Below are 24,276 nucleotides of genomic sequence, written 5' to 3'. Positions count from 1 at the left end.
AATTATGTCATCTAAATGGATTACTTCATTATTTAAAAGCGTGGTATTAACGGCGGCGCTGGTATCACCATTTGCAGCATCGGCTTTTACTGAAGGTACTGACTATATGGTACTGGAGAAACCGATTCCCAATGCTGATAAGACGTTGATAAAAGTATTCAGCTACGACTGCCCATTCTGCTACAAATATGATAAAGCCGTGACCGGCCCGGTGTCAGAAAAAGTTGCCGATCTCGTCGCCTTCACACCGTTTCATCTCGAAACTAAAGGAAAATATGGCAAACAGGCCAGTGAAGTATTTGCAGTAATGATTGCGAAGGATCAGGCCGCAGGGGTCTCATTGTTTGACGCCAAATCACAGTTTAAAAAAGCCAAGTTTGCTTACTACACTGCCTACCACGACAAGAAGGAACGCTGGTCTGACGGTAAAGATCCCGCTTCATTCATCAAAACAGGGCTGGATGCTGCGGGTATGAGTCAAGCAGACTTCGAGAACGCCTTAAAAGAACCCGTAGTCCAGGAGAACTTGGAAAAATGGAAAGCGGCTTATGATATTGCCAAAATTCAGGGCGTTCCGGCTTACGTCGTCAATGGTAAGTACCTGATCTACACCAAAAGCATCAAATCGATTGATTCCATGGCTGAGCTTGTCAGAGAGCTGGCGACAAAATAAACAGGGAACCGGCTATGGCTTTTATTAAAGGATTGTGGCGAGACTTATGTACCGCACCGGTTGATACCCTGGTGAGATGGCAGGAGCGACGCTTTTTGTGGTTGCTAATGGCTTGTGCCATGGGTGGGTTAATTATTCTGGCGCACTCGTTCTTCCAAATCTATCTCTACATGGCCCCCTGCGAGCAATGTGTATACATCCGCTTTGCCATGTTTGTGATGGTTTTGGGTGGGCTGATCGCGGCAATAAACCCTAAAAACCTTATTCTAAAACTGGTCGGCTGCATTGCGGCATTTTATGGCAGCATTATAGGTATTAAGTTCTCCATCAAACTTAATGGCATTCATTATGCGGTACATAACCCGGACCCGGATTCGCTCTTTGGCGTACAGGGATGTTCCACCGATCCGACATTCCCTTTCAATTTGCCGCTGGCAAACTGGGCTCCAGAATGGTTTAAGCCCACTGGAGATTGCGGCTATGACGCACCTGTCGTTCCTGATGGCGTAGCGCTTAGCAGTGTGCAAAAGTGGTTTGTCGATCTGTACCAGCAGTCCGAAGGCTGGTATCTGCTCCCGCCATGGCATTTTATGAATATGGCGCAGGCCTGCCTGCTCGCTTTTGGTTTGTGTTTAGTGCTGTTGCTGGTAATGAGCGGAGCCTGGGCACTTAAACTGGCCAGAACTAAATAGCCAGGCTGCAATAACAAAAAACCGAAGCCAGAAAACTGACTTCGGTTTTTTTATCCCTACCACGGTTGTCGCGGTAGTCAGCAATTAGCTGGCTTTGCGCTCATGCGCCTGACGGTAGGCCACCAGGTCTTCGATAGTCACTACAGCCATATTATGCTTACCGGCAAATTCGATGCACTCTGGCGCACGGGCCATGGTGCCGTCATCATTGGTCAGTTCGCACAGCACACCGGCTGGTTTAAACCCTGCCAGCGTCATCAGGTCGATGGTTGCTTCAGTATGACCACCGCGGGTCAACACGCCGCCTGCCTGAGCACGCAGCGGGAAAACGTGCCCCGGACGGTTAAGATCGGAAGGTTTTGCGCCATCCTTAATTGCCGCACGCACCGTTGTAACACGGTCTGCTGCGGAAACGCCGGTGGTTACGCCTTCTGCGGCTTCAATGGTCACGGTAAAACCGGTACCGTAAGCGCTGGTGTTATTTTCCACCATCATTGGCAGATCGAGCTGTTTGCGTCGGTCTTCAGTGATGCACAGGCAAACAATACCGCTACCGTGACGGATGGTCAGCGCCATCTGTTCTACGGTCATGGTTTCTGCCGGGAAAATCATATCGCCTTCGTTTTCACGGTCTTCATCGTCAAGCACCATTACACCGCGTCCTTCACGCAGCGCAGACAGCGCATGTTCAACACGTTCGAAAGGCGTACCAAAAGAGGAAAGTAGCGTCTGATTCATGGTAAAAAAACCTCACTAAAATTATGGTTACCAGAATCAGGGCAGTCTTAGGAGTACCGTCTAAGCGGCAAAAAAATAACGTGAGCGGGTCCATGCCCGACTGGATCGTTACTCTCTCCCATCCGGACTCTAACCGTCGGCCCCGGAATTACACCGGATCTGCTGACCTTTTTGCCGTAACAAAAAGCGCTCGCGGGCTTTCAACATCAGTTGATTTACCGCCGGTGGGGAATTTCGCCCCGCCCTGAGAATAAGCGGGTTAACTATAACGCTATTGATTACCTTCATCAACGCCTTTACTCGTCTTAGCTTCACACAATTCTGGTTTATGCCTGTGCCAGTTCGCACTACAATAGGCAGCAACACGTACCAGTTCAGGGAAACCACAATGATTGACCCGAAAAAAATTGAGCAGATTGCTCGTCAGGTTCACGAGTCGATGCCGAAAGGGATCCGCGAGTTTGGCGAAGACGTCGAGAAGAAAATTCGTCAAACGCTGCAGTCACAGCTGACCCGTCTGGATCTGGTAAGCCGCGAAGAATTCGATGTACAGACTCAGGTTTTATTGCGCACGCGTGAAAAGCTGGCGCTGCTTGAGCAACGTCTGACTGAGCTTGAATCACGTGATAAAACGGCAGACGTTAAGCCTGCCCCCGCGATCCCGTCAGTTGATCCGCAAGAGTAAAAACGACAACGGGCCGCAAGGCCCGTTTTTCTGTTAGTGTTCCAGTTCTAGCTTCCTGGCTTCCGTCGCTTGCTGGCAGTACAGCGCATAGCGTTTGCAAAACCAGCTACGATGTTCTTCATCCATATTCCCGGTTATCGCCTGGATATCAATGGGATGGCCCTCAGCCTGCATCCTGGCAAAACTACGGGCCAGGAAATCGAAATTGTTCAGTGAATACATATTGCTGTTCATGAGCATACCCTCCAGTTATTGAATATCTGCTAAGGCCATATGCTTTTTCTAATTTCAGTATTTCCCTGGATACGAAGTTATTCTGTACATATTGTGCGCAAAACAACTGCGCGGGTTCACAGTTTCCGACAACTCTTCCTTATCGTACACAAGCGCCGCTGATTGACTCGCTGTTAAGTGAAATTGGATTGTCCAGCGGTTCGCTGTCAGCACTGGCCGAGCTGTTAAAATCAGTGGAAAGTAGCGCTGTGGCTCAAGAATAAAACGTAAAAATGCCGGATGGCGACGCGAAAGCGTCTTATCCGGCCTACAAACGTTACGTCACGTAGGCCGGATAAGGTGTTTACACCGCCATCCGGCAAACTTTTCAGGTGTTATTTATCGCTGTCTTTCTGGATCTTCTTGATGATATTTGTCGTGGAGCAGCCATCTTCGAAGTTCAGCACCAGCACTTCACCGCCGTTCGCCCACACCTCTTCACTACCCGCAATCTGCTCCGGCTTATAGTCGCCGCCTTTGACCAGCAGATCCGGCAGAATGCCAGCAATCAGACGCTGCGGCGTATCTTCTTCAAAAGAGACCACCCAGTCGACGGATTCCAGCGCGCCCAGTACGATCATACGCTGTTCCAGCGGGTTGACCGGACGCGTTTCACCTTTCAGACGTTTGGTCGAAGCATCGCTGTTGACCGCCACGATCAGGCGATCGCCCAGCTTGCGCGCATTCGCCAGATAGGAAACATGGCCCGCATGCAGGATGTCGAACACACCGTTGGTCATTACCACTTTCTCGCCGCGCTTGCGGGCGCTGGCAACGGCCTGTTTCAGCTCAGATTCGCTCATCACGCCAAAGCCAGTATCGGCCCGACCGCGCACGGCGTTTTCCAGTTCAATCGGAGAAACGGTGGAGGTCCCCAGCTTACCAACGACAACACCGGCTGCGGCGTTAGCAAAATAGCACGCCTCTTCCAGTGAGTTACCCGCCGCCAGCGTCGCCGCCAGCACGCCGATAACCGTATCGCCTGCACCGGTCACGTCATACACTTCCTGCGCCTGCGTCGGCATATGCAGTGGAGATTTGCCCGGTTGCAGCAACGTCATCCCCTGCTCGGATCGCGTGATCAGCAGTGCGGAAAGGTCGAAATCAGCAATCACTTTCATGCCGCGTTCAACCAGTTCATCTTCGCTGTTGCACTTGCCCGCCACCGCTTCAAACTCAGACAGGTTCGGCGTCAGCAGCGTTGCGCCACGGTAGCGTTCAAAATCGGTTCCTTTCGGATCGATAAGCACCGGCACCCCAGCCTTACGCGCCAGAGCAATCATCTGCTGCACGCTTGCCAACGCGCCTTTGGCGTAGTCGGAGAGCACCAGAGCACCGATAGAACCCAGCGCCTGGTTAATACGCTCGTGCAGCGGCTGCGGATCCACACCTTCAAAACCTTCTTCGAAATCCAGGCGAATCAGCTGCTGGTTGCGGGAAAGCACGCGCAGTTTGGTGATCGTCGGATGGGTCGGCACGGATACGAAATCGCATTTTACGTTTACATCCGTCAGCGTTTTGCTCAGCGCACGCGCCGCGTCGTCAATACCGGTCAGGCCCACCAGGTGCGAATTCGCTCCCAGAGAGGCAATGTTCATCGCCACGTTTGCTGCGCCACCGGGACGTTCTTCGATGGTATCCACTTTTACCACCGGAACAGGCGCTTCAGGTGAAATACGGCTGGTAGGACCGTACCAGTAGCGATCCAGCATCACATCACCGACAACCATGACTCCTGCACGTTCAAACTCTGGCAGAGTTACTTTCATTCCTGTCTCCTAAGAGATTCTCTGAGTGTCTTAAAATTTGCGCGCGATAATAGCACACTTCACTCGGCACCCAGCCACTTCTGCCAGCTGTCACGCACCAGTGTACGTTCAGCGTCGAAGTGCTCCGGCGCCACATGGCCCGGAAGTTCCTGCAATGCAAGATGGTGAAGTTCATCACGCAACGTCGTATAAGCTCGGGTAAGCGCCAACGCTTCCTGCTCGTATATAATGTCGTTTTGCGCCAGTAATTCCAGAATGCGCACGTTATCCGACCAGCGCGTCAGCTTCGGTTTTTCATGCGCATAGCGCAGCACCAGATACTGCGTAATAAACTCAATGTCTGTGATGCCGCCTTCATCCGCTTTGATATCAAAACGATCGCGATGCTTATTGCCCAAATGGGCACGCATTTTCTCACGCATTTCGCGCACCTCGGTCTGCAAGGTTTTCCCATCGCGGACAAGGGTCATGATATCGCGACGAATCGCATCAAACTGAGAGGTTAACTGCGGGTCGCCATACACTACACGAGCACGCACCAGCGCCTGATGCTCCCATGTCCAGGCTTCGTTACGCTGATAATCGGCGAAAGCATCAGCTGATGTCACCAGCATTCCCGCCGCCCCTGACGGACGCAAACGCGCATCCACTTCGTACAAAATACCGGACGAAGTACGGGTACTGAAGAGGTGCATAATGCGCTGCGCCAGACGCAGATAGAACTGTCGCCCGTCAATCTCACGCTCACCGTCCGTCATCACGTCCATCGGACAGTCATGCAGGAAGATCAAATCGAGATCCGAGCTGTAACCCAACTCCCAACCGCCCAGTTTGCCATAGCCGACGACGGCAAAGCCACGCCCCTCGCGTTCGCCAAGATGAGTGGGTTGACCGTAGCGCGCGACCATCTGCGTCCACGCCTGCTGGACTACCGCATCAATAATAGCTTCCGCCAGCCAGGTTAAATGGTCGCTCACCTTCATCACCGGCAGCGTACCGGCGATATCAGCTGCAGCAATACGCAGTAGCTGCGTTTGCTTAAACTGGCGCAGAGCCTCAAGTTGCTGCTCTTCGTCATCTTCCGGCACGCGCAGCAAATACTGGCGCAGCTCATCACGGTAAGCATCCGTCGCGGTAGGTTGATACAGGGTGTTCGGATCCAGCAGTTCGTCGAGCAACAGCGGATACCGCGCCAGCTGGCTGGCGACCATCGGCGAGGCCGCACAGAGCGAAATCAGATGCTTCAGCGCCCCGGGGAATTCGCTCAGCAGTTCCAGATAGGTCGTACGGGTAACAATCCCCACCAGCAGAGGGGTAATGCGCGATAGCGGGACTGAGGCATCGTCACGCGTACAGACATCGCTCAGCAGATGCGGCATTAAATGATCCAGCACCTGGCGTCCGCGTGGGCCAATGGTGCGTTTATCCAGCTCTTTGCGGAAATCTGCAATCAGAGACAGCACGCGCCGGCGATCGTCATCCGCCAGATGCGTCAGCACCGGCGTGGTGTCATCTTCCTGTAATGCATCCTGCCACAGTTCGCGCCACTGTTCTGAAAGCGACTCTTCCTGGGTTTCAGCTTCGTCATCGCCAATCAGCTCGTTAAATACCCGGCGTACGTTGTCCATATGATTGGCCAGCACATCAGTTAATTGCTGCCAGTCATCAACGTTCATCCCCCACGCCAGCCGCGCGCGATTCAGTTCATCGCCTGGCAACGTTTGGGTCTGTTCATCATTGATGCTTTGCAGCAGGTTTTCCAGGCGGCGTAAATAGAGATAGGCTGCTCGCAGTTGTTCCGTATCGGTATCAGACAGCAGGTGCAGCGCATTGATGGCGCTAAGCGTCGGTAACAGCGAGCGGGATTGCAGCGACGGTTCACGTCCGCCGCGAATCAGCTGGAATACCTGTACGATAAATTCGATTTCACGAATACCGCCCGCCCCCAGCTTGATGTTGTCTTTCAGGCCACGGCGGCGCACTTCACGAGCAATCATCCCTTTCATGTTACGCAACGACTGGATCACGCTGAAATCAATATAGCGACGGAAAACAAAAGGCCGCAGCATGGCACGAAGCTCGCTGACGTAAGTGCCGTCGGCATCGCCCATAATGCGGGCTTTGACCATCGCATAGCGTTCCCAGTCGCGCCCTTGCTCCTGGTAATAATCCTCCAGCGCAGAGAAGCTCAGTACCAACGGACCGCTGTCTCCAAACGGGCGTAAACGCATATCCACCCGATAGACAAACCCATCCATTGTAGGCTGATCTAATACCTTGATGAGCCGCTGGCCCATACGGGTAAAGAACTGGGCGTTATCCAGCTCGCGGCGCCCGCCCTGTGTGCTGCCGTGCTCCGGCCAGGCAAAAATCAGGTCGATATCGGAGGAAAAATTCAGCTCGCCGCCGCCCAGTTTCCCCATGCCTAAAATCAGCAGCGGCTGCGCCACACCTTCAGGATTACAAGGCGTACCCCATTCGCGACAGCAGGCGGCGTATAACCAGTCGCGCGCGGCGACGATCAACGTTTCAGCCAGATGGCTTAGCTGCTGCAAAATACTCTCTTCAGTCACCAGCGACAGCGTCTGTGCCCAGGCGATACGCACCATAATGCGACGGCGAAACAGGCGTAACTCACGCATCAGCGTGTTTTCATCACTAACGTCAGCCAATGTTTGCTGTAACCAGTCGGCATAGTGTTGCCATTCATCCGCCAGGGGGGGAGCGCTTTCCAGCTCAGCCAGCCATTCGGGATGGGCAATAATGCTGTCACGGACAAAATCGCTGAATGTAAGTACTGACTTCGCCTGAACGCTAAGCGAGGACTTAGATATTGCTGCTGGCAGCCGCTCAACAACGGTCGGCCAGTACTGCTGTAACGGTGAAGAGAGCTGCTTCATTTACGGGTTATCCTTTGAATGGTGCCGGATGGCGGCGTTTAGCCTTATCCGGCCTACATGACAGTTACACACATCGCGTAGGCCTGATAAGCGCAGCGCCATCAGGCATCCAGGCCTCGGCCCTGATTATCGTTTTCCGCTGTGTAGCCAGAACGGTTCCAGCGCGATTGCCTCGTTGCGGAAGTGTTCAATTTCAATATATTGATTGGCCGCAATGGCGTGACGCAAACCCTGCCAGTTGGCGATCCATTCTGATGCGACATTTTCGTCGTAGTATCCCGCCAGCATCAGCATGCTATCAATGTTGCGCGTCAAACGAGGAAGCTGATCGGCGTACTGATCGCCCAGCGGCTGCGCAAAAGCGGTCTTCAGCTCAGCGGCATGGCGTGAAAGATGGGTATCCGAGAAACGCTTAAAGGAGTCGGCAATTTTTCCCTGCGCCTTCGCATCAAGGAACGGCTGCCATCCTTTGGTCACCAACCATTCGGTCAGCGCCAGCTTGGCCATTGCCGTTTGCGTGCTGTAAACCGCCGAAACAGCAGAAACGTCCGACGAAATGATCGCTTCCGACTGGGTCAACAAATCACGTAAGTGAGCGCTCGCTTTTCGCGGCACATTACCGCCAAACAGCATCAGAATGTGACGCACCAGGCCCATAGCCGCCAGCACCTCGGCTTTCGCCCCTTTAACGCCGCGCACCCACAGCTCTTCATGGTACTGCCACTGTGATAATGCCAGCTCCAGCGCCGCTTCCAGCCCCTGCTCAATACTCGCTTTCGCCGGAACTTTCAAAATGCGTGTCGGTTTGAGTTCGCGCGGCGCATTCCCCTGAGCAAGGTGATAACCGCGCGCTGCTTTGCTCAAGCTACCCTGGCGTAAACCGGTTTGCGAAACCAGCTGGTTTGCCAGCTTCAGTACCGCACGGGTATCGCCGCTTAGCAGTTCAAGTTCAAGCTCACAGATAGGTTCTGCAAACTCGCCCGCTTTCACCTCCCCCAGATCGAGGGCCATTTCAATCCGGCTGCCATCAACATCAACCAACCATTTCTCACGGTAAAAATCGGTGCTGAACAACGGCTGCACTTGAGAAGCAAGTTCAGCGGGCAGCTCGCCATCAGGCCAGACTTCCGTTGGGAACAAGGTGAGGTCCAGCTCAGGCGCGTTTAGCGCAACGTTATATTCTGGCCGCTGGTGCAGTCCGCCCGTCACGCGTCCGGCAATTTTCATGGTCATTTCGTAATGACCATTTTCACCGCGAATACGCAGCCCCATATCGTGACCACGCAACCACGCATCCGGTGTTTCGTAGTAGATATTCAGCAACTGGCTGGGCGCATGATGTTCTCCCCCCAGCGTATTCAGACGTTCACGTAGCGCATCTACAGCGTCATTATTGACGATAAATTTTAATTCGATTTCCTGGGCCATGGTCTTGTACTTATGGGTTATGTCACAGTTGAGAAAACTGACTGCGAACTAAGTTCGTTCTTTATGGTCAGTAGATAGTATTTTGCGCCAAATTGCCATGCAACGAGCAATTTGACGGGCGTAAAAGTTTCAAGTGGTGGCAAAAAGGACACAGATGATTCCGATTGATGTCGAATGCTTTGCGTAGAGACACTGATGCCACTACTATCGTTCCACTTTCTATGACAATAACGACAGCCTGATGCCAAAATTACGCCTGATTGGATTAACTTTACTCGCACTTAGCGCCACTGCAGTCTCTCATGCCGAAGAAAAGCGCTATGTCTCTGACGAACTGAACACCTGGGTCCGCAGCGGTCCGGGAGATAATTATCGCCTCGTGGGTACGGTTAACGCCGGCGAGGAAGTCACGCTATTACAGACCGATGCCAACACTAACTACGGCCAGGTGAAAGACAGCACCGGACGTACCGCCTGGATCCCACTGAAAGAGCTGAACAGTACGCCGAGCCTGCGTACCCGCGTTCCCGACCTGGAAAACCAGGTTAAGACCTTGACCGATAAGCTCAATAATATCGATACCACGTGGAATCAGCGCACCGCTGATATGCAGCAAAAGGTAGCGCAAAGCGACAGCGTGATCGACGGGCTGAAACAAGAAAACCAGAAGCTGAAAAACGAGCTTATCGTGGCGCAAAAGAAGGTCAGCGCAGCCAACCTTCAGCTTGATGACAAACAGCGCACCATCATCATGCAGTGGTTTATGTACGGTGGCGGCGTGTTGGGTCTTGGTCTGCTGCTCGGCCTGGTTCTGCCACACATGATCCCAAGCCGTAAACGCAAAGATCGCTGGATGAACTGAATCGCCTTCTCCGCCACACTGACATATGATTAAGGGATCATAGTTTTCAAAAGGAAAGTGGCGTGAAGATTTATCTGGTCGGTGGTGCTGTTCGGGATGCGTTATTAGGGCTACCGATTAAAGATAAAGATTGGGTTGTTGTTGGCGCCACGCCGCAAGAGATGCTCGACGCGGGCTACCAGCAGGTAGGCCGCGATTTTCCCGTGTTTCTGCATCCGCAAACCCGCGAAGAGTATGCGCTGGCGCGTACCGAACGTAAGTCAGGCTCGGGGTATACCGGGTTCACCTGCTATGCCGCCGCAGATGTCACGCTGGAGGCCGATCTTCAGCGTCGTGACCTGACCATCAACGCAATCGCCCGCGATGACGACGGGGAGATTATCGACCCGTATAACGGACGCGACGATCTGGAAAACCGTCTGCTGCGCCATGTTTCATCTGCCTTTAGCGAAGATCCGCTGCGCGTGCTGCGCGTGGCACGCTTTGCTGCCCGCTATGCGCACCTCGGTTTTCGGATTGCTGACGAAACCATGACGCTAATGCGTGACATGACCGCCGCTGGTGAACTGGAGCATCTGACACCAGAGCGGGTGTGGAAAGAAACCGAAGGCGCATTAACCACCCGTAACCCACAGGTATTTTTCCAGGTCCTGCGCGACTGCGACGCACTGCGCGTCCTGTTTCCGGAAGTGGATGCTTTGTTTGGCGTTCCTGCCCCCGCGCAGTGGCATCCGGAAATCGATACCGGCATTCACACGCTGATGACGCTGTCGATGGCAGCCATGTTAAGTCCGGAGGTCGACGTGCGTTTTGCTACGCTGTGCCACGATCTTGGCAAGGCATTGACGCCTAAAGCGCTGTGGCCGCGCCATCACGGCCACGGTCCGGCAGGTGTTAAGCTTGTCGAACAACTGTGCCAACGCCTGCGCGTGCCGAATGACATCCGTGATTTAGCCAAACTGGTTTCCGAGTTCCACGACCTCATTCATACCTTCCCGATCCTGCAGCCGAAAACCATCGTTAAGCTGTTTGATTCCATCGATGCCTGGCGCAAACCGCAGCGCGTGGAGCAAATCGCCCTCACCAGCGAGGCCGATGTGCGTGGGCGAACCGGTTTTGAAGCGGCAGATTATCCGCAAGGCAGACTGTTGCGCGAAGCCTGGCAGGTTGCACAGGCGGTACCAACGAAAGACGTGGTTGAAGCTGGATTCAAAGGTCAGGCAATTCGTGAAGAACTGACCCGGCGTCGCATCGCGGCGGTAGCCAGTTGGAAGGAGCAGCGGTGCCCGAAAGCGTAGACACTGCGTTGCCGGATGCGCTGTGCTTATCCGGCCTACAGGTTCGAAACGGATATAACCCGTAGGCCGGATAAGGCAGAACGCCGCCATCCGGCACCACGGTAAGACATCAGAAGAACACGACGTAAACGGCAGCCGCCACAATAAAGCGGTAAATCGCAAACGGAATGAACGAGATGCGTTTAATCAGTTGTAGGAAGGTTTTGATCGCTACCAGCGCCACGATAAACGCCGTCACAAATCCGACTGCAAACATCGGGATATCTGATGCGCTGAGGAAAGACCAGCTCTTGTAGAGATCCAGCGCCGTCGCGCCCATCATCATCGGTACGGCCAGCAGGAAGGAGAATTCAGAGGCCGCGTAACGACTCACGCCCATCAGCATGCCGCCAGAAATCGTCGCCCCGGAGCGAGAAAAACCCGGCCACAGCGCCAGACACTGGAAACAGCCAATCATAAACGCCTGGCGACAGGTCATATCATCCAGACCCGGCGCACGCGGCTCTTTCGGCTTCAGGCATTCTGCGGCAATCAGCAGTACACCACCCACCACCAGCGCATACATCACGTTGATCGGGTTAAACAGCGATTTGATGGTGTCGTGGAAGATTAGCCCCAGTACCACGGCTGGAATCATCCCCAACAGGATATGTCCCAGCGTCAACCGACCTTTGCCAGAGCCTTCATGCGGAGCCTTGCCGAAGTGAATGCCGATCAAGCCAAACAGACGTCGCCAGAACATCACCACCACCGCCAGAATAGAGCCCAGCTGAATCACCACTTCAAATGTTTTTGCAGTGTCACCCTCAAAACCCAGCAGGTGGCCAACAATAATCATATGGCCAGTACTGGAAACGGGTAAAAATTCCGTCAATCCTTCGACCACACCCAAAATTGCCGCCACCAGCAGCGAGTGCATATCACTCATTAATAAACCCCTAGATAGAGAAACCACGGCAAAAAAGAGCCGACGAAAGGACCCTTTTATACCCGTTTGTTTTAGAAATTATTAAATTAATTATTTTCTTTCAGATTATTGCCACGCTCAATGATAACCCCGACGTTCGCCGCACGGGCTACCGCGCCAGGTTTACTGAGTTTGATCCGTACCCAGGGAGAATTAAAGCGGCTAAGCAGCAGATCCGCCACCTCTTCCGCAACCCGTTCTACCAGCGCAAAGCGCCCACCTTCCACATGATTAACAACCGTTTGAGCAATATCAGCATAGCTCAGGCAATCAGCCACATCATCGCTTTTAGCCGATTTGCGGTTATCCCATGCCATTTCGATATCGAACACCAACCGTTGTTCGATCGTTTGTTCCCAGTCGTAAACACCAATAGTGGTGATTACAGAAAGTTGCTCTATAAATACAATATCCATCACGACCTGCCTGCTTTTTGGCTAACCCGGATACCACTTCCGGCGAAATATGCGTATTATCCACAGAAGTAGCGTTTTACACGACATTTTCAAAACGGAACAGCTTATGAGTGCAATCGCGCCTGGAATGATTATCTTCGCGTACCTCTGTGGCTCAATTTCCAGTGCTATTCTGGTATGCCGCCTTGCTGGATTGCCGGACCCGCGCGACAGCGGCTCTGGGAATCCGGGCGCGACAAACGTGCTGCGCATCGGTGGCAAGGGAGCCGCCGTCGCGGTACTGATTTTCGACGTCCTGAAAGGTATGTTACCCGTCTGGGGTGCCTATGCGCTAGGCGTCAGCCCCTTCTGGCTGGGATTGATCGCAATCGCCGCCTGTCTGGGCCACATTTGGCCGGTATTCTTCGGCTTTAAAGGTGGGAAAGGCGTTGCCACCGCTTTTGGCGCGATTGCGCCGATTGGTTGGGACTTAACCGGCGTGATGGCCGGGACCTGGCTGCTGACCGTCCTGTTGAGCGGCTACTCGTCGTTAGGCGCTATCGTCAGCGCGTTGATCGCCCCTTTTTACGTCTGGTGGTTCAATCCCCAGTTCACTTTCCCGGTGTCCATGCTGTCGTGCTTAATTCTGCTTCGTCACCATGACAACATTCAGCGTCTGTGGCGTCGTCAGGAGCCGAAGATCTGGACCAAGTTGAAGAAAAAACGCGAACGAGACCCCGAGTGATTTTATTGTCGGATAGCGACGCAACGGCGTCTTATCCGGCGTGGGGGATGTGATACCCCTCCACCGGTTTGCCTAATCGGTTTTGACACCACGTCGCCAGAAATTCCACGCACACGCGCAGCTTCACGCTGCGATACAGCGGCTCCTGATAAACCGCCCAGATATTAGCGCTCTGCGCATAGTCCGGCAGCACACGCACCAGTTCACCGCTGGCCAGAAACGGCTGCACATCCCATTCAGAACGCAGCATGATCCCTTTTCCCTGTAGCGCCCACTGCAACACAATCTCACCGCTGTTAGAGGAAAGATGTCCCGCCACCTTGACCGACTTTTTCTCCTGACCATTGTCCAGTTCCCACACCCCGTGAGTCATATCGCGTTCTTTGGTGACCAGACAATCATGACGACTTAATTCCTGTAACGTCATCGGCTCACCGTATTTTTGTAAGTACGGTGGGGCCGCACACAATATTCTTTTGTTTTTCGTTAACAAATGCGCAATATAATAATCCGGTATCTCGTCATTAATACGAATATCCAAATCGATATTATCCTGTGCCAAATCAATTTGCCGATCGTAAAGCTCAAAATGCACCTGTAATTCAGGGTAGCTATGCATCAATTCGGTAATTGCCGGTGCAATATAACTGCGCCCAAAGCCAAAACTACAGCCGATACGAATCATCCCTGCCGGGCGCGTTTTGAGTTGCGTGACGTCATCGACCAGATGCTGATAGCCCGCGAGGATCGCCTGCGCATGTTCATAGCAACGTTGACCACTCTCCGTGAGCGCTACACCACGCGCAGAGCGGCTTAGCAGCGTCGTCCCCAGCGTGGACTCTAGGATCTGAATGCGTTTTGTCACAAACGCCGGCGTTTGCCCCAGCGTCGCGGCGGCAGCGCTGAAGCTGCCGCTATGCACAATTTCAACCAACACCTGCAGGTCTTTCGCCAGGGGATACGTGTTCAGCATGATCGGTCTATCCGTAATGTTGTTCACCGCAGTGTAATTCTCTCATGCGTCTTAAACCCTGCCTTTGCGCAATTTTTATTGCCTTATCCGGACATCATTCACGAACTGTTAATTAGATATTCACAGTGGCAAATAATATTAACCCACATTTTTAGTGGTAGTTTGTGGCGGAGAATTTATTTCCAGATAAATAAAAGAACTGGAGTTAACAAGATGAGCAATCAAAATAACCAAAATGCGATAAATACGCTGACGAACATTGTCGCTGATTTTACCGCCATGATTTCTACCCGCATGCCCGATGACGTCGTGGATAAATTAAAACAGCTGCGTGAAGGCGAAACCTCGCCGATGGGTAAAATCATCTACCACACCATGTTTGACAACATGCAGAAAGCTATCGACCTGAACCGCCCAGCCTGTCAGGACACCGGCGAGATTATGTTCTTCGTGAAGGTCGGTTCCCGTTTTCCGCTCCTCGGCGAACTGCAAAGCATTCTGAAGCAGGCCGTTGAAGACGCCACGGTAAAAGCGCCGCTGCGCCATAACGCGGTCGAGATTTTTGACGAAGTGAATACCGGCAAAAATACAGGTACCGGTGTGCCGTGGGTCACCTGGGACATCATCCCTGATAACGATGACGCGGAAATCGAAGTCTACATGGCAGGCGGCGGCTGTACGCTGCCGGGACGCTCGAAAGTGTTAATGCCTTCTGAGGGCTACGAAGGTGTGGTGAAATTTGTTTTTGAAAATATCTCCACGCTGGCAGTCAACGCCTGTCCGCCAGTGCTGGTGGGTGTAGGTATTGCCACCTCCGTAGAAACCGCCGCCGTTCTTTCTCGTAAAGCGGTGCTGCGCCCTATCGGCTCACGTCATCCGAATCCGAAAGCGGCCGAGCTGGAACTGCGTCTGGAAGAAGGACTTAACCGTCTGGGCATTGGTCCGCAAGGATTGACCGGTAATAGCTCGGTGATGGGCGTGCATATCGAATCCGCCGCGCGCCACCCGTCGACTATCGGCGTTGCCGTCTCTACTGGCTGCTGGGCCCACCGTCGCGGCACGCTGTTGGTTCATGCTGACCTCTCCTTCGAAAACCTGTCTCACACCCGGAGCGCGTTATGAAAAAGATCCTCACAACCCCGATCAAAGCCGAAGATCTGGCAGACATTCGCGTTGGCGATGTCATTTACCTGACCGGTACGCTGGTGACCTGCCGTGACGTTTGCCACCGCCGCCTGATCGAACTGAAGCGCCCGATTCCTTATGACCTGAACGGCAAAGCCATTTTCCACGCGGGCCCGATCGTACGTAAGAACGGTGAAAAATGGGAAATGGTTTCCGTCGGCCCAACCACCAGCATGCGTATGGAAGCGTTTGAGAAAGACTTTATCGAACAGACTGGCGTCAAACTGGTGGTCGGCAAGGGCGGCATGGGACCGCTGACGGAAGAAGGCTGCAAGCAGTTTAAAGCGCTGCACGTCATCTTCCCGGCAGGCTGCGCAGTCGTGGCGGCAACCCAGGTTGAGGAGATCGAAGAGGTGCACTGGACGGAACTCGGCATGCCGGAGTCCCTGTGGGTGTGTCGGGTAAAAGAGTTCGGCCCGCTGATCGTTTCCATCGATACCCACGGCAATAACCTGATCGCTGAAAACAAAAAGCTGTTCGCTGAACGTCGCGACCCTATCGTCGATGAAATCTGCGAGCACGTGCATTACATCAAATAACCCTCCCGGAGAGGCGCTACGCCTCTCCCCTTTCGTAGGGATACAACAATGGCACCTTTAGCTGGTTGGTGGCGATACCTGGCTCCGCTGGTGGTCATCGCCATTATTGCTGTTCTACCCGTCCCCACCGGTCTTGAGAGCCACACCTGGCTCTATTTTGCCGTCTTTACCGGTGTGATTGTCGGGCTTATTCTGGAACCTGTACCGGGCGCGGTAGTGGCGATGATTGGCATTTCGATCATCGCCGTCCTTTCACCGTGGCTGCTGTTCAGCCCGGAGCAACTCGCGCAGGACGGTTTTAAATTTACCGCCAAATCGCTGTCGTGGGCGGTATCTGGCTTTTCAAACTCGGTCATCTGGCTGATCTTCGCGGCCTTTATGTTTGGCACGGGCTATGAGAAAACCGGACTCGGTCGGCGAATCGCGCTGATGCTGGTGAAAAAGATGGGGCATAGGACGCTGTTTCTCGGCTATGCGGTGATGTTCTCCGAACTTATCCTCGCTCCCGTCACACCTTCCAACTCCGCCCGTGGGGCCGGAATAATCTACCCGATTATCCGCAACCTGCCGCCGCTGTATAACTCACAACCCAATAGCGCCAGTTCACGCTCTATTGGCTCGTACATCATGTGGATGGGCATTGTCGCTGACTGCGTTACTAGCGCCATTTTCTTAACGGCAATGGCGCCGAACCTGCTGTTGATCGGTCTGATGAAAGGCGCATCCCACACCGCGCTGAGCTGGGGTGACTGGTTCTTAGGCATGCTGCCGCTGAGCATTTTACTGGTGCTGATCGTGCCGTGGCTGGCGTACGTGTTATATCCACCGGAGCTGAAATCCGGCGATCAGGTTCCACGCTGGGCGGATACTGAACTAAAAGCGATGGGACCGCTCTGCGCTCGCGAGAAAAAGATGCTGGTGCTGATGGTCGGCGCGCTTGTGCTGTGGATCTTCGGCGGCGATTATATTGACGCCGCGATGGTCGGATACAGCGTGGTGGCGTTGATGCTGGTACTGCGCATCATTAGCTGGGATGACATCGTCAGCAATAAAGCCGCATGGAACGTCTTTTTCTGGCTGGCCTCGCTGATCACGCTGGCCACCGGGCTCAATAACACCGGTTTTATTACCTGGTTCGGCAAGCTGCTGGCAAACGGGCTGAGCGGTTATTCGCCGATGATGGTGATGGTAGCGCTGATCGTGGTGTTCTATCTGCTGCGTTACTTCTTTGCCAGCGCCACGGCCTATACCTCCGCCCTCGCACCGATGATGATTGCCGCCGCGCTGGCGATGCCGGAAATCCCGCTACCGGTCTTCTGCCTGATGGTCGGCGCCGCCATTGGTCTGGGCAGCATTCTGACCCCGTACGCCACCGGCCCTAGCCCTATCTACTACGGCAGCGGCTATTTACCAACGGTAGATTACTGGCGACTCGGTGCTATTTTTGGCCTGATTTTCCTCGTGCTACTGGTGATTACCGGTCTGGTCTGGATGCCCCTCGTTTTACTGTAAAACCCTGGTGGGGCGACGTATTGTCGCCCCTTTATCCATAAGCTTCTCATATGATCGATTTCCCGATGCGCTGAGGCATACTTTTTTGTATGCAAACACCCTCATGCTGATAGGGGAAACGCTCTGGACACGGTTGCGCACGAGACACTCACACGGGGCTGGCAGGCCGAACTGGATCTGCATTTTACCTGCACCGGGCACAAAACGGTGCTCGCCTCGGCGCGTCATCATGGTCCATTGACGGTTCAACGCCCGTTTTACCCGGAAGAGGACGTATGCCATCTCTATTTGCTTCATCCACCGGCGGGGATCGTCGGCGGGGATGAGCTCCATATCGCCGTAACGCTCGACGAAAACAGCCACGCGTTAATCACCCAGCCTGGCGCGGGAAAGTTTTACCGCAGCCGTGGACCGCAGGCATTGCTGCGCCAGCATTTTACCCTCGCACCCCACGCGACGCTGGAGTGGCTGCCGCAGGATACGATCCTCTTTCCCGGCGCCAACGCCGCTATTCAGACCGTCTTTCATCTGACATCCGCAAGCCGCCTGCTGGCCTGGGATCTGCTGTGTCTTGGCCGACCGGTTATGCAGGAGACCTTCAGTTACGGCACGCTGCAAAACCGCCAGGAAGTATGGCGAGATGGGCAGCCACTGCTGATAGAACGCTTGCAGTTGCAGGAGGGGAATCTGAGCGGCGTCGCACATCATCCCTGGGTCGGCACGTTGCTGTGTTATCCGGCCAGCGAACATATGCTCGAGGGCACGCGGGAGCGGCTTACGGCGCTTGGCGATTACGCCGGGGCAACGCTTAACGATTCGCTGCTGACAATCCGTTTTCTTGCTAACGACAACCTGGTTGTCCAGCGCGTTATGCGCGACATCTGGCAATTTCTGCGCCCGCTGCTGACACACAAAGCGCCCGTACTCCCGCGAATCTGGCAAACCTAAGAGAACCCTTATGGAACTGACTCCCAGAGAAAAAGACAAGCTGTTGCTATTTACCGCCGCGCTGGTGGCGGAACGTCGCCTGGCCCGCGGGCTGAAGCTGAACTACCCGGAATCGGTGGCGCTGATTAGCGCTTTCATCATGGAAGGGGCGCGGGACGGGCAAACCGTGGCCGCACTGATGGAAGACGGGCGTCACGTCCTGCGCCGCGATCAGGTGATGGAAGGCGTACCGGAGATGATCCCGGATATTCAGGTTGAAGCCACATTTCCGGACGGATCGAAGCTGGTCACCGTCCACAATCCGATCGTCTAAGGAGCAGCAATGATCCCAGGTGAATATCAGATCGCAAAAGGCAATATTGCGCTTAATCAAGGGCGGGAGATCTGCACGATCGTGGTGGAAAATCATGGCGACAGACCCATCCAGGTGGGATCGCACTATCACTTTTACGAAGTGAACCCGGCGCTGCGCTTTGACAGGCTGGCTGCACGCGGTTTTCGTCTGAACATTGCTGCGGGCACGGCAGTACGTTTTGAGCCGGGACAAAAACGCGAAGTCGAACTGGTGCGCGTTGCCGGTGCACAAAGGATCGTGGGTTTTCGCAGCGAAGTGATGGGCGCACTGGAGGCAGATAATGAGTGACATTTCCCGGCAGGCATACGCCGACATGTTTGGCCCAACCACCGGCGATAAAGTGCGCCTGGCGGATACCGACCTGTGGATCGAGGTGGAACAAGACTTCACCACCTACGGCGAAGAGGTCAAATTCGGCGGCGGAAAAGTGATCCGCGACGGCATGGGCCAGGGACAAATGCGCGCCGATGCATGCGTGGATCTGGTGATAACCAACGCGCTGATCGTCGATCACTGGGGGATCGTGAAAGCGGATATCGGCATCAAAAACGGCAGGATCTTCGCCATCGGCAAAGCAGGTAATCCCGATATTCAACCCAACGTCACGATCCCGATAGGCGTAGGAACTGAAGTCATCGCTGGGGAAGGTAAGATCGTCACTGCGGGCGGCGTGGATACGCATATTCACTGGATTTGCCCACAGCAGGCGCAGGAGGCGCTGGTTTCTGGCGTGACGACGATGATCGGCGGCGGCACCGGTCCGGCCGCAGGAACCAACGCCACCACCTGCACACCGGGCCCCTGGTACATCGCGCGCATGCTGCAGGCGGCAGATGCGTTGCCGGTTAACATCGGTTTACTGGGCAAAGGTAATGGCTCAAACCCAGACGCCTTGCGCGAGCAAATCAGCGCGGGTGCAATTGGCCTGAAAATCCATGAAGACTGGGGCGCCACGCCTGCCGCTATCGACTGCGCGCTGACTGTGGCCGACGAGATGGACATCCAGGTCGCGCTGCACAGCGATACGCTCAACGAGTCCGGATTCGTTGAAGATACGCTGGCGGCGATTGGCGATCGCACCATTCATACCTTTCACACTGAAGGCGCGGGCGGCGGCCATGCGCCGGATATCATCACCGCCTGCGCGCATCCGAATATTCTGCCCTCCTCCACGAATCCGACGCTGCCCTATACCGTCAACACCATCGACGAGCATCTCGACATGCTGATGGTTTGCCACCACCTCGATCCGGATATCGCCGAAGACGTGGCCTTTGCCGAATCCCGCATTCGCCGGGAAACAATCGCTGCCGAAGATGTGCTGCATGACATTGGCGCGTTTTCCCTGACCTCGTCCGACTCACAGGCGATGGGGCGCGTGGGCGAAGTGATCCTGCGTACCTGGCAGGTGGCGCACCGCATGAAGGTTCAGCGTGGCCCGTTGGCAGAAGAAACCGGTGACAACGACAACCTGCGCGTTAAACGCTACGTCGCCAAATACACCATCAACCCGGCATTAACCCACGGTATCGCCCATGAAGTCGGCTCCGTTGAGCCTGGCAAACTGGCCGATCTGGTGCTGTGGTCGCCCGCCTTTTTTGGCGTAAAACCGGCGACGATCGTCAAGGGCGGGATGATTGCCTGCGCGCCAATGGGCGATATCAACGCCTCGATCCCCACCCCGCAGCCGGTGCATTACCGCATGATGTTCGGCGCGCTTGGCGCGGCGCGGCACCACACCCGGCTGACCTTTATTTCGCAGGCCGCTGACGCGCAAAACATCCCGCAGCAGCTCAATCTGCAAAGCGCTATCGCCGTCGTCAAAGGCTGTCGGACGGTGAAAAAGGTCGACATGATCCACAACGGCCTGCAACCCAATATCACCGTCGATGCTCAGACTTACGAGGTGCGTATTGATGGCGAACTTATCACCAGCGAATCGGCAGATGTTTTGCCGATGGCGCAACGCTATTTTCTGTTTTGAGGAGTGACGATGATCTATCTGACCCAACGCCTTGACCACGCTCACCGCGTTACTGCAAGCGTCACGCTGCCCATTGATGTCCGGGTAAAAAGTCGTGCCAGGGTAGCACTGAACGACGGTCGCGAAGCCGGGCTAATGCTACCGCGTGGTTTGCTGCTGCGCGGTGGCGATCTGCTAAGTACCGAAGATGGCAGCGAAGTGATCGAAGTGATCGCCGCACCGGAGTCGGTTTCCGTGGTGCGCTGCGCCGATCCTTTCCTGCTCGCCAAAGCCTGTTATCACCTCGGTAATCGCCACGTTCCGCTGCAAATCCTGCCTGATGAACTGCGTTACCATCACGATCATGTGCTGGACGACATGCTGCGCCAGTTCAACCTTGAGGTGACGTTCGCCCAGTTGCCGTTTGAACCTGAAGCAGGCGCTTATGCCAGTGAATCACACGGGCATCACCACGGCCATGCGCACTGATGCATAACAGCCAACAGCTACGTCTGATGCAGCTCGCCAGCAGCGCGCTCCCGGTAGGGTCATTTACCTGGTCCCAGGGTCTGGAGTGGGCGGTGGAAATCGGCTGGGTGAAAAGCGTCGATGACTTCTCTGCCTGGCAAATCCAGCAGATGGAGCAGAACTTTTTTACCGTTGACCTACCGCTGCTGGCGAGACTGTATCGCGCCTGCGAGCAGGACGATCTCGACGCAGCACGCCGCTGGAGCGCTTACCTGCTGGCCTGTCGCGAAACCCGCGAACTGCGGGATGAAGAACGCAGTCGGGGTGCGGCGTTTACGCGGCTGGTCACCGACTGGGAGTCGGATTGCTCGCGAGAATGGCGCACCCTCTTTGTCGACAGCCAACTCTGCGGCATGGCCTGGCTGGGCGTGCGCTGGAAAATTCCGCTGACGGAGCTGGCGTTAAGCCTCGGCTACAGCTGGATTGAGAGCGCTGTCATGGCTGGCGTCAAGCTGGTTCCTTTTGGACAACAGGCGGCCCAGCGTTTGATTATTGCGCTCTGCGATCGCTATGCGCAGGGTTTGGCACAGGCGCTGACGTGTCCTGACACCAGCCTCGGCTCCGCAACGCCGTTGGCCGCTATCGCGTCTGCCCGGCATGAAACCCAATATTCCCGATTATTCCGCTCCTGAGGAGAAAAAATGAGTAACTACAAGCATCCCCTGCGTGTGGGCGTTGGCGGCCCGGTTGGCTCGGGCAAAACGGCGCTGCTGGAAGCGTTATGCAAAGCCATGCGCAGCAGCTATCAGTTGGCGGTGGTGACCAACGATATCTACACCAAAGAAGATCAGCGCATTCTCACCGAGGCGGGCGCACTGGAGCCAGAGAGGATCGTCGGCGTGGAAACCGGTGGCTGCCCGCATACCGCCATCCGCGAAGATGCGTCGATGAATCTGGCCGCCGTAGAAGCGCTGAGCGAGAAATTCGGCAATCTGGATCTGATTTTTGTGGAAAGCGGCGGCGATAACCTGAGCGCCACCTTCAGCCCGGAACTCGCAGATCTGACGATCTATGTGATCGATGTTGCTGAAGGCGAGAAGATCCCGCGTAAAGGTGGTCCGGGGATCACCAAATCCGATTTTCTGGTGATCAATAAAACCGATCTTGCCCCTTACGTCGGCGCATCGCTGGAGGTGATGGAGCGCGATACCTTGCGCATGCGCGGCGAGCGTCCATGGACGTTTAGTAATTTAAAATCTGGAGAAGGCCTGGAAAAAATTATCGCGTTTCTGGAAGAGAAAGGAATGTTGCGGATGTAGTGAGAGCTATCGCCGGGCGGCGGATTCGCCTGACCCGGTCTACGGTTTTGTAAGCCCGGTAAACGCAGCTCTACCGGGCAAAAAAACTTATGCTGCCGGTAATTCCGCCAGCGGCCAGCGTGGACGCACGGTCACGCCAAGATCCGCCGTTGCACCCGCTTTAAAGCGCACCATGCCCGCGTAGGCGATCATCGCCCCGTTATCGGTACAAAATTCCGGACGCGCGTAAAACACTTCGCCACGACGTTTTTGCATCATCTCGGCCAGTTTTGCGCGCAGCGTACGGTTCGCACTCACGCCCCCCGCCATCACCAGACGTTTAAAACCGGTTTGGTCCAGCGCGCGTTTGCACTTGATCATCAGCGTATCAACTACCGCGTCTTCAAACGCACGGGCGATATCAGCGCGGGTCTGATCGTCATTTTCGTTATTACGAATGGTATTCGCAGCGAAGGTTTTCAGACCTGAGAAACTGAAATCCAGCCCCGGACGGTCAGTCATCGGACGCGGGAAGACAAAACGTTTTTCAACGCCTTGTGATGCCAGCTTTGACAGCATTGGGCCACCAGGATAATCCAGCCCCAGCAGCTTGGCGGTTTTGTCGAACGCTTCACCGGCAGCATCATCAATCGATTCGCCCAGCAATTCATACTGACCGATACCGGTGACGCTGATCAGCTGCGTGTGACCGCCGGAAACCAGCAGCGCGACGAACGGGAACGCAGGGGGATTATCTTCCAGCATTGGCGCCAGCAGATGCCCTTCCATGTGGTGCACAGGAATTGCCGGTACGCCCCAGGCGAACGCCAGCGAACGTCCTACGGTTGCACCAACCAGCAGCGCACCAACCAGACCAGGACCTGCGGTATACGCCACCGCATCGATCTCTTTTGCCGTCAGTCCCGCTTCTTTCAGCGCGGCCTGGATCAACGGTACGGTTTTACGTACGTGATCGCGCGAGGCCAGTTCAGGCACTACGCCGCCGTAGTCAGCATGTAATTTCACCTGACTATACAATTGGTTGGCTAAAAGACCTTTTTCATCGTCGTAAATGGCGATGCCGGTTTCATCGCAGGATGTTTCAATACCCAGTACACGCATGACTTGTTTTACCTCGCTCTATTACCGCGCAGTGTAGGACCAATGCGGGTTGATGTAAAACTTTGTTCGCCCCAGGAGTTCGGCTCGTGTATACTCCTTGTCCTTATAAAAGTCCCTTTCAAAATCGCGTCGGTGCTTTACAAAGCAGCAGCAATTGCAGTAAAATTCCGCACCATTTTGAAATAAGCTGGCGTTGATGCCAGCGGCAAACCGAATTTATTAAAGGTGAGAGTTACATGCCGGTAATTAAAGTACGTGAAAACGAGCCGTTCGACGTAGCACTGCGTCGCTTCAAGCGTTCATGCGAAAAAGCAGGTGTTCTGGCGGAAGTTCGTCGTCGTGAGTTCTATGAAAAACCGACTACCGAACGTAAGCGCGCTAAAGCTTCTGCTGTGAAACGTCACGCGAAGAAACTGGCTCGCGAAAACGCACGCCGTACTCGTCTGTACTAATCCATTGAGAGCCAAAGCTCTCAATTCAGACTGAGT

At 54.6% G+C, this 24,276-nt stretch carries 26 protein-coding genes, 1 pseudogene and 1 riboswitch; of the genes and pseudogenes, 18 read left to right on the top strand and 9 right to left on the bottom strand.

Features of this window, described 5'->3' with window-relative positions:
* Positions 1 to 4 precede the first annotated feature (4 nt).
* On the top strand, positions 5 to 673 hold the full coding sequence (locus ACHHZ7_RS10450) for a thiol:disulfide interchange protein DsbA/DsbL (protein WP_060683219.1): 669 nt from the start codon (positions 5 to 7) through the stop codon (positions 671 to 673).
* A gap of 14 nt (positions 674 to 687) precedes the next feature.
* A complete protein-coding gene (gene dsbI, locus ACHHZ7_RS10445) occupies positions 688 to 1,365 on the top strand; it encodes a protein-disulfide oxidoreductase DsbI (protein ID WP_060683218.1) in 678 nt (225 codons plus the stop codon).
* Between the two features lie 84 nt (positions 1,366 to 1,449).
* Here the strand turns inward: dsbI and ribB are convergent, their stop codons facing one another.
* On the bottom strand, positions 1,450 to 2,103 hold the full coding sequence (gene ribB, locus ACHHZ7_RS10440; protein ID WP_003828424.1) for a 3,4-dihydroxy-2-butanone-4-phosphate synthase: 654 nt from the start codon (positions 2,101 to 2,103) through the stop codon (positions 1,450 to 1,452).
* 106 nt (positions 2,104 to 2,209) lie between these two features.
* Positions 2,210 to 2,359: riboswitch (FMN riboswitch) on the bottom strand.
* Between the two features lie 132 nt (positions 2,360 to 2,491).
* On the opposite strand from ribB, the gene ubiK reads away from it, so the two are divergent.
* Positions 2,492 to 2,788, top strand: a complete 297-nt coding sequence (ubiK, locus tag ACHHZ7_RS10435; RefSeq protein ID WP_020996337.1) for a ubiquinone biosynthesis accessory factor UbiK — start codon at positions 2,492 to 2,494, stop codon at positions 2,786 to 2,788.
* A gap of 33 nt (positions 2,789 to 2,821) precedes the next feature.
* Here ubiK and glgS read toward each other — a convergent pair whose 3' ends face one another.
* Entirely contained in the window at positions 2,822 to 3,028 is a 207-nt protein-coding gene (glgS, locus tag ACHHZ7_RS10430) for a cell surface composition regulator GlgS (protein ID WP_008785836.1), read from the bottom strand.
* A 128-nt stretch (positions 3,029 to 3,156) separates the two neighbouring features.
* On the opposite strand from glgS, the pseudogene ACHHZ7_RS10425 reads away from it, so the two are divergent.
* A pseudogene (locus tag ACHHZ7_RS10425) lies at positions 3,157 to 3,285 on the top strand (hypothetical protein); the annotation flags it as partial.
* 111 nt (positions 3,286 to 3,396) lie between these two features.
* Here ACHHZ7_RS10425 and hldE read toward each other — a convergent pair.
* From hldE to ACHHZ7_RS10410, 3 genes are all read right to left on the bottom strand, one after another.
* Positions 3,397 to 4,830 (bottom strand): bifunctional D-glycero-beta-D-manno-heptose-7-phosphate kinase/D-glycero-beta-D-manno-heptose 1-phosphate adenylyltransferase HldE, encoded by a 1,434-nt coding sequence (gene hldE / locus ACHHZ7_RS10420; RefSeq protein ID WP_060683217.1) that lies wholly within the window; start codon positions 4,828 to 4,830, stop codon positions 3,397 to 3,399.
* Positions 4,831 to 4,889: 59 nt separating this feature from the next.
* Entirely contained in the window at positions 4,890 to 7,730 is a 2,841-nt protein-coding gene (glnE, locus tag ACHHZ7_RS10415) for a bifunctional [glutamate--ammonia ligase]-adenylyl-L-tyrosine phosphorylase/[glutamate--ammonia-ligase] adenylyltransferase (RefSeq protein ID WP_395149034.1), read from the bottom strand.
* A gap of 126 nt (positions 7,731 to 7,856) precedes the next feature.
* Entirely contained in the window at positions 7,857 to 9,158 is a 1,302-nt protein-coding gene (locus ACHHZ7_RS10410) for an inorganic triphosphatase (RefSeq protein ID WP_048236782.1), read from the bottom strand.
* Between the two features lie 241 nt (positions 9,159 to 9,399).
* On the opposite strand from ACHHZ7_RS10410, the gene ACHHZ7_RS10405 reads away from it, so the two are divergent.
* Together ACHHZ7_RS10405 and ACHHZ7_RS10400 are read left to right on the top strand one after the other, a co-directional pair.
* Positions 9,400 to 10,020, top strand: a complete 621-nt coding sequence (locus ACHHZ7_RS10405) for a TIGR04211 family SH3 domain-containing protein (RefSeq protein ID WP_003828434.1) — start codon at positions 9,400 to 9,402, stop codon at positions 10,018 to 10,020.
* Between the two features lie 62 nt (positions 10,021 to 10,082).
* A complete protein-coding gene (locus ACHHZ7_RS10400; protein WP_032945041.1) occupies positions 10,083 to 11,318 on the top strand; it encodes a multifunctional CCA addition/repair protein in 1,236 nt (411 codons plus the stop codon).
* Positions 11,319 to 11,427: 109 nt separating this feature from the next.
* Here ACHHZ7_RS10400 and bacA read toward each other — a convergent pair whose 3' ends face one another.
* Both bacA and folB read right to left on the bottom strand, forming a co-directional pair.
* The gene (gene bacA / locus ACHHZ7_RS10395) at positions 11,428 to 12,246 is read right to left on the bottom strand and encodes an undecaprenyl-diphosphate phosphatase (protein WP_060683215.1); all 819 of its coding nucleotides are present in this window, start codon (positions 12,244 to 12,246) and stop codon (positions 11,428 to 11,430) included.
* A gap of 86 nt (positions 12,247 to 12,332) precedes the next feature.
* A complete protein-coding gene (gene folB / locus ACHHZ7_RS10390) occupies positions 12,333 to 12,701 on the bottom strand; it encodes a bifunctional dihydroneopterin aldolase/7,8-dihydroneopterin epimerase (protein ID WP_003024659.1) in 369 nt (122 codons plus the stop codon).
* 106 nt (positions 12,702 to 12,807) lie between these two features.
* Between folB and plsY the strand changes: the two genes are divergently transcribed.
* Positions 12,808 to 13,425, top strand: a complete 618-nt coding sequence (gene plsY, locus ACHHZ7_RS10385; RefSeq protein ID WP_003828443.1) for a glycerol-3-phosphate 1-O-acyltransferase PlsY — start codon at positions 12,808 to 12,810, stop codon at positions 13,423 to 13,425.
* 31 nt (positions 13,426 to 13,456) lie between these two features.
* Here the strand turns inward: plsY and ACHHZ7_RS10380 are convergent, their stop codons facing one another.
* The gene (locus tag ACHHZ7_RS10380) at positions 13,457 to 14,398 is read right to left on the bottom strand and encodes a LysR family transcriptional regulator (RefSeq protein ID WP_032945042.1); all 942 of its coding nucleotides are present in this window, start codon (positions 14,396 to 14,398) and stop codon (positions 13,457 to 13,459) included.
* A 213-nt stretch (positions 14,399 to 14,611) separates the two neighbouring features.
* Between ACHHZ7_RS10380 and ttdA the strand changes: the two genes are divergently transcribed.
* The 10 genes from ttdA (at position 14,612) to ureG (ending at position 22,687) form a co-directional block, all read left to right on the top strand.
* Entirely contained in the window at positions 14,612 to 15,520 is a 909-nt protein-coding gene (ttdA, locus tag ACHHZ7_RS10375; protein ID WP_003828445.1) for a L(+)-tartrate dehydratase subunit alpha, read from the top strand.
* Entirely contained in the window at positions 15,517 to 16,122 is a 606-nt protein-coding gene (ttdB, locus tag ACHHZ7_RS10370) for a L(+)-tartrate dehydratase subunit beta (RefSeq protein WP_003828447.1), read from the top strand. Before ttdA ends, ttdB begins: the two co-directional genes overlap by 4 nt.
* A gap of 48 nt (positions 16,123 to 16,170) precedes the next feature.
* Positions 16,171 to 17,634: an anion permease gene (locus ACHHZ7_RS10365; RefSeq protein ID WP_008785842.1), complete on the top strand. Its 1,464-nt coding sequence runs from the start codon at positions 16,171 to 16,173 to the stop codon at positions 17,632 to 17,634.
* A 123-nt stretch (positions 17,635 to 17,757) separates the two neighbouring features.
* Positions 17,758 to 18,582 carry an urease accessory protein UreD gene (locus ACHHZ7_RS10360; protein WP_202960863.1) on the top strand — a complete coding sequence of 275 codons (825 nt, stop codon included), beginning with the start codon at positions 17,758 to 17,760 and terminating at the stop codon, positions 18,580 to 18,582.
* Positions 18,583 to 18,592: 10 nt separating this feature from the next.
* A complete protein-coding gene (locus tag ACHHZ7_RS10355) occupies positions 18,593 to 18,895 on the top strand; it encodes an urease subunit gamma (RefSeq protein WP_003024678.1) in 303 nt (100 codons plus the stop codon).
* A gap of 9 nt (positions 18,896 to 18,904) precedes the next feature.
* Positions 18,905 to 19,225 (top strand): urease subunit beta, encoded by a 321-nt coding sequence (locus tag ACHHZ7_RS10350; RefSeq protein WP_003828455.1) that lies wholly within the window; start codon positions 18,905 to 18,907, stop codon positions 19,223 to 19,225.
* Positions 19,218 to 20,921, top strand: coding sequence for an urease subunit alpha (gene ureC / locus ACHHZ7_RS10345; RefSeq protein WP_060683213.1), 1,704 nt, complete (start codon positions 19,218 to 19,220; stop codon positions 20,919 to 20,921). Before ACHHZ7_RS10350 ends, ureC begins: the two co-directional genes overlap by 8 nt.
* Positions 20,922 to 20,930: 9 nt before the next feature.
* On the top strand, positions 20,931 to 21,389 hold the full coding sequence (ureE, locus tag ACHHZ7_RS10340) for an urease accessory protein UreE (RefSeq protein ID WP_020996339.1): 459 nt from the start codon (positions 20,931 to 20,933) through the stop codon (positions 21,387 to 21,389).
* A complete protein-coding gene (locus tag ACHHZ7_RS10335) occupies positions 21,389 to 22,060 on the top strand; it encodes an urease accessory protein UreF (RefSeq protein ID WP_060683212.1) in 672 nt (223 codons plus the stop codon). Before ureE ends, ACHHZ7_RS10335 begins: the two co-directional genes overlap by 1 nt.
* Positions 22,061 to 22,069: 9 nt before the next feature.
* On the top strand, positions 22,070 to 22,687 hold the full coding sequence (gene ureG / locus ACHHZ7_RS10330) for an urease accessory protein UreG (RefSeq protein ID WP_003828463.1): 618 nt from the start codon (positions 22,070 to 22,072) through the stop codon (positions 22,685 to 22,687).
* An 87-nt stretch (positions 22,688 to 22,774) separates the two neighbouring features.
* Here ureG and tsaD read toward each other — a convergent pair whose 3' ends face one another.
* Positions 22,775 to 23,788, bottom strand: coding sequence for a tRNA (adenosine(37)-N6)-threonylcarbamoyltransferase complex transferase subunit TsaD (gene tsaD, locus ACHHZ7_RS10325; protein WP_003024694.1), 1,014 nt, complete (start codon positions 23,786 to 23,788; stop codon positions 22,775 to 22,777).
* 236 nt (positions 23,789 to 24,024) lie between these two features.
* On the opposite strand from tsaD, the gene rpsU reads away from it, so the two are divergent.
* Positions 24,025 to 24,240, top strand: a complete 216-nt coding sequence (rpsU, locus tag ACHHZ7_RS10320) for a 30S ribosomal protein S21 (protein ID WP_001144069.1) — start codon at positions 24,025 to 24,027, stop codon at positions 24,238 to 24,240.
* Positions 24,241 to 24,276 lie beyond the last annotated feature (36 nt).

Source organism: Citrobacter freundii complex sp. 2024EL-00216 (assembly GCF_043945515.1).
GTDB classification, from domain to species: domain Bacteria; phylum Pseudomonadota; class Gammaproteobacteria; order Enterobacterales; family Enterobacteriaceae; genus Citrobacter; species Citrobacter portucalensis.
This window is presented reverse-complemented; position numbering and strand designations above follow the sequence as displayed.

Coding starts and splice junctions, on each gene's coding strand:
- ACHHZ7_RS10450 (WP_060683219.1), top strand. CDS start 5: ATGTCATCTAAATGGATTACTTCATTATTTAAAAGCGTGGTATTAACG.
- dsbI (WP_060683218.1), top strand. CDS start 688: ATGGCTTTTATTAAAGGATTGTGGCGAGACTTATGTACCGCACCGGTT.
- ribB (WP_003828424.1), bottom strand. CDS start 2,103: ATGAATCAGACGCTACTTTCCTCTTTTGGTACGCCTTTCGAACGTGTT.
- ubiK (WP_020996337.1), top strand. CDS start 2,492: ATGATTGACCCGAAAAAAATTGAGCAGATTGCTCGTCAGGTTCACGAG.
- glgS (WP_008785836.1), bottom strand. CDS start 3,028: ATGCTCATGAACAGCAATATGTATTCACTGAACAATTTCGATTTCCTG.
- hldE (WP_060683217.1), bottom strand. CDS start 4,830: ATGAAAGTAACTCTGCCAGAGTTTGAACGTGCAGGAGTCATGGTTGTC.
- glnE (WP_395149034.1), bottom strand. CDS start 7,730: ATGAAGCAGCTCTCTTCACCGTTACAGCAGTACTGGCCGACCGTTGTT.
- ACHHZ7_RS10410 (WP_048236782.1), bottom strand. CDS start 9,158: ATGGCCCAGGAAATCGAATTAAAATTTATCGTCAATAATGACGCTGTA.
- ACHHZ7_RS10405 (WP_003828434.1), top strand. CDS start 9,400: ATGCCAAAATTACGCCTGATTGGATTAACTTTACTCGCACTTAGCGCC.
- bacA (WP_060683215.1), bottom strand. CDS start 12,246: ATGAGTGATATGCACTCGCTGCTGGTGGCGGCAATTTTGGGTGTGGTC.
- folB (WP_003024659.1), bottom strand. CDS start 12,701: ATGGATATTGTATTTATAGAGCAACTTTCTGTAATCACCACTATTGGT.
- plsY (WP_003828443.1), top strand. CDS start 12,808: ATGAGTGCAATCGCGCCTGGAATGATTATCTTCGCGTACCTCTGTGGC.
- ACHHZ7_RS10380 (WP_032945042.1), bottom strand. CDS start 14,398: ATGCTGAACACGTATCCCCTGGCGAAAGACCTGCAGGTGTTGGTTGAA.
- ttdA (WP_003828445.1), top strand. CDS start 14,612: ATGAGCAATCAAAATAACCAAAATGCGATAAATACGCTGACGAACATT.
- ttdB (WP_003828447.1), top strand. CDS start 15,517: ATGAAAAAGATCCTCACAACCCCGATCAAAGCCGAAGATCTGGCAGAC.
- ACHHZ7_RS10365 (WP_008785842.1), top strand. CDS start 16,171: ATGGCACCTTTAGCTGGTTGGTGGCGATACCTGGCTCCGCTGGTGGTC.
- ACHHZ7_RS10355 (WP_003024678.1), top strand. CDS start 18,593: ATGGAACTGACTCCCAGAGAAAAAGACAAGCTGTTGCTATTTACCGCC.
- ACHHZ7_RS10350 (WP_003828455.1), top strand. CDS start 18,905: ATGATCCCAGGTGAATATCAGATCGCAAAAGGCAATATTGCGCTTAAT.
- ureC (WP_060683213.1), top strand. CDS start 19,218: ATGAGTGACATTTCCCGGCAGGCATACGCCGACATGTTTGGCCCAACC.
- ureE (WP_020996339.1), top strand. CDS start 20,931: ATGATCTATCTGACCCAACGCCTTGACCACGCTCACCGCGTTACTGCA.
- ACHHZ7_RS10335 (WP_060683212.1), top strand. CDS start 21,389: ATGCATAACAGCCAACAGCTACGTCTGATGCAGCTCGCCAGCAGCGCG.
- ureG (WP_003828463.1), top strand. CDS start 22,070: ATGAGTAACTACAAGCATCCCCTGCGTGTGGGCGTTGGCGGCCCGGTT.
- tsaD (WP_003024694.1), bottom strand. CDS start 23,788: ATGCGTGTACTGGGTATTGAAACATCCTGCGATGAAACCGGCATCGCC.
- rpsU (WP_001144069.1), top strand. CDS start 24,025: ATGCCGGTAATTAAAGTACGTGAAAACGAGCCGTTCGACGTAGCACTG.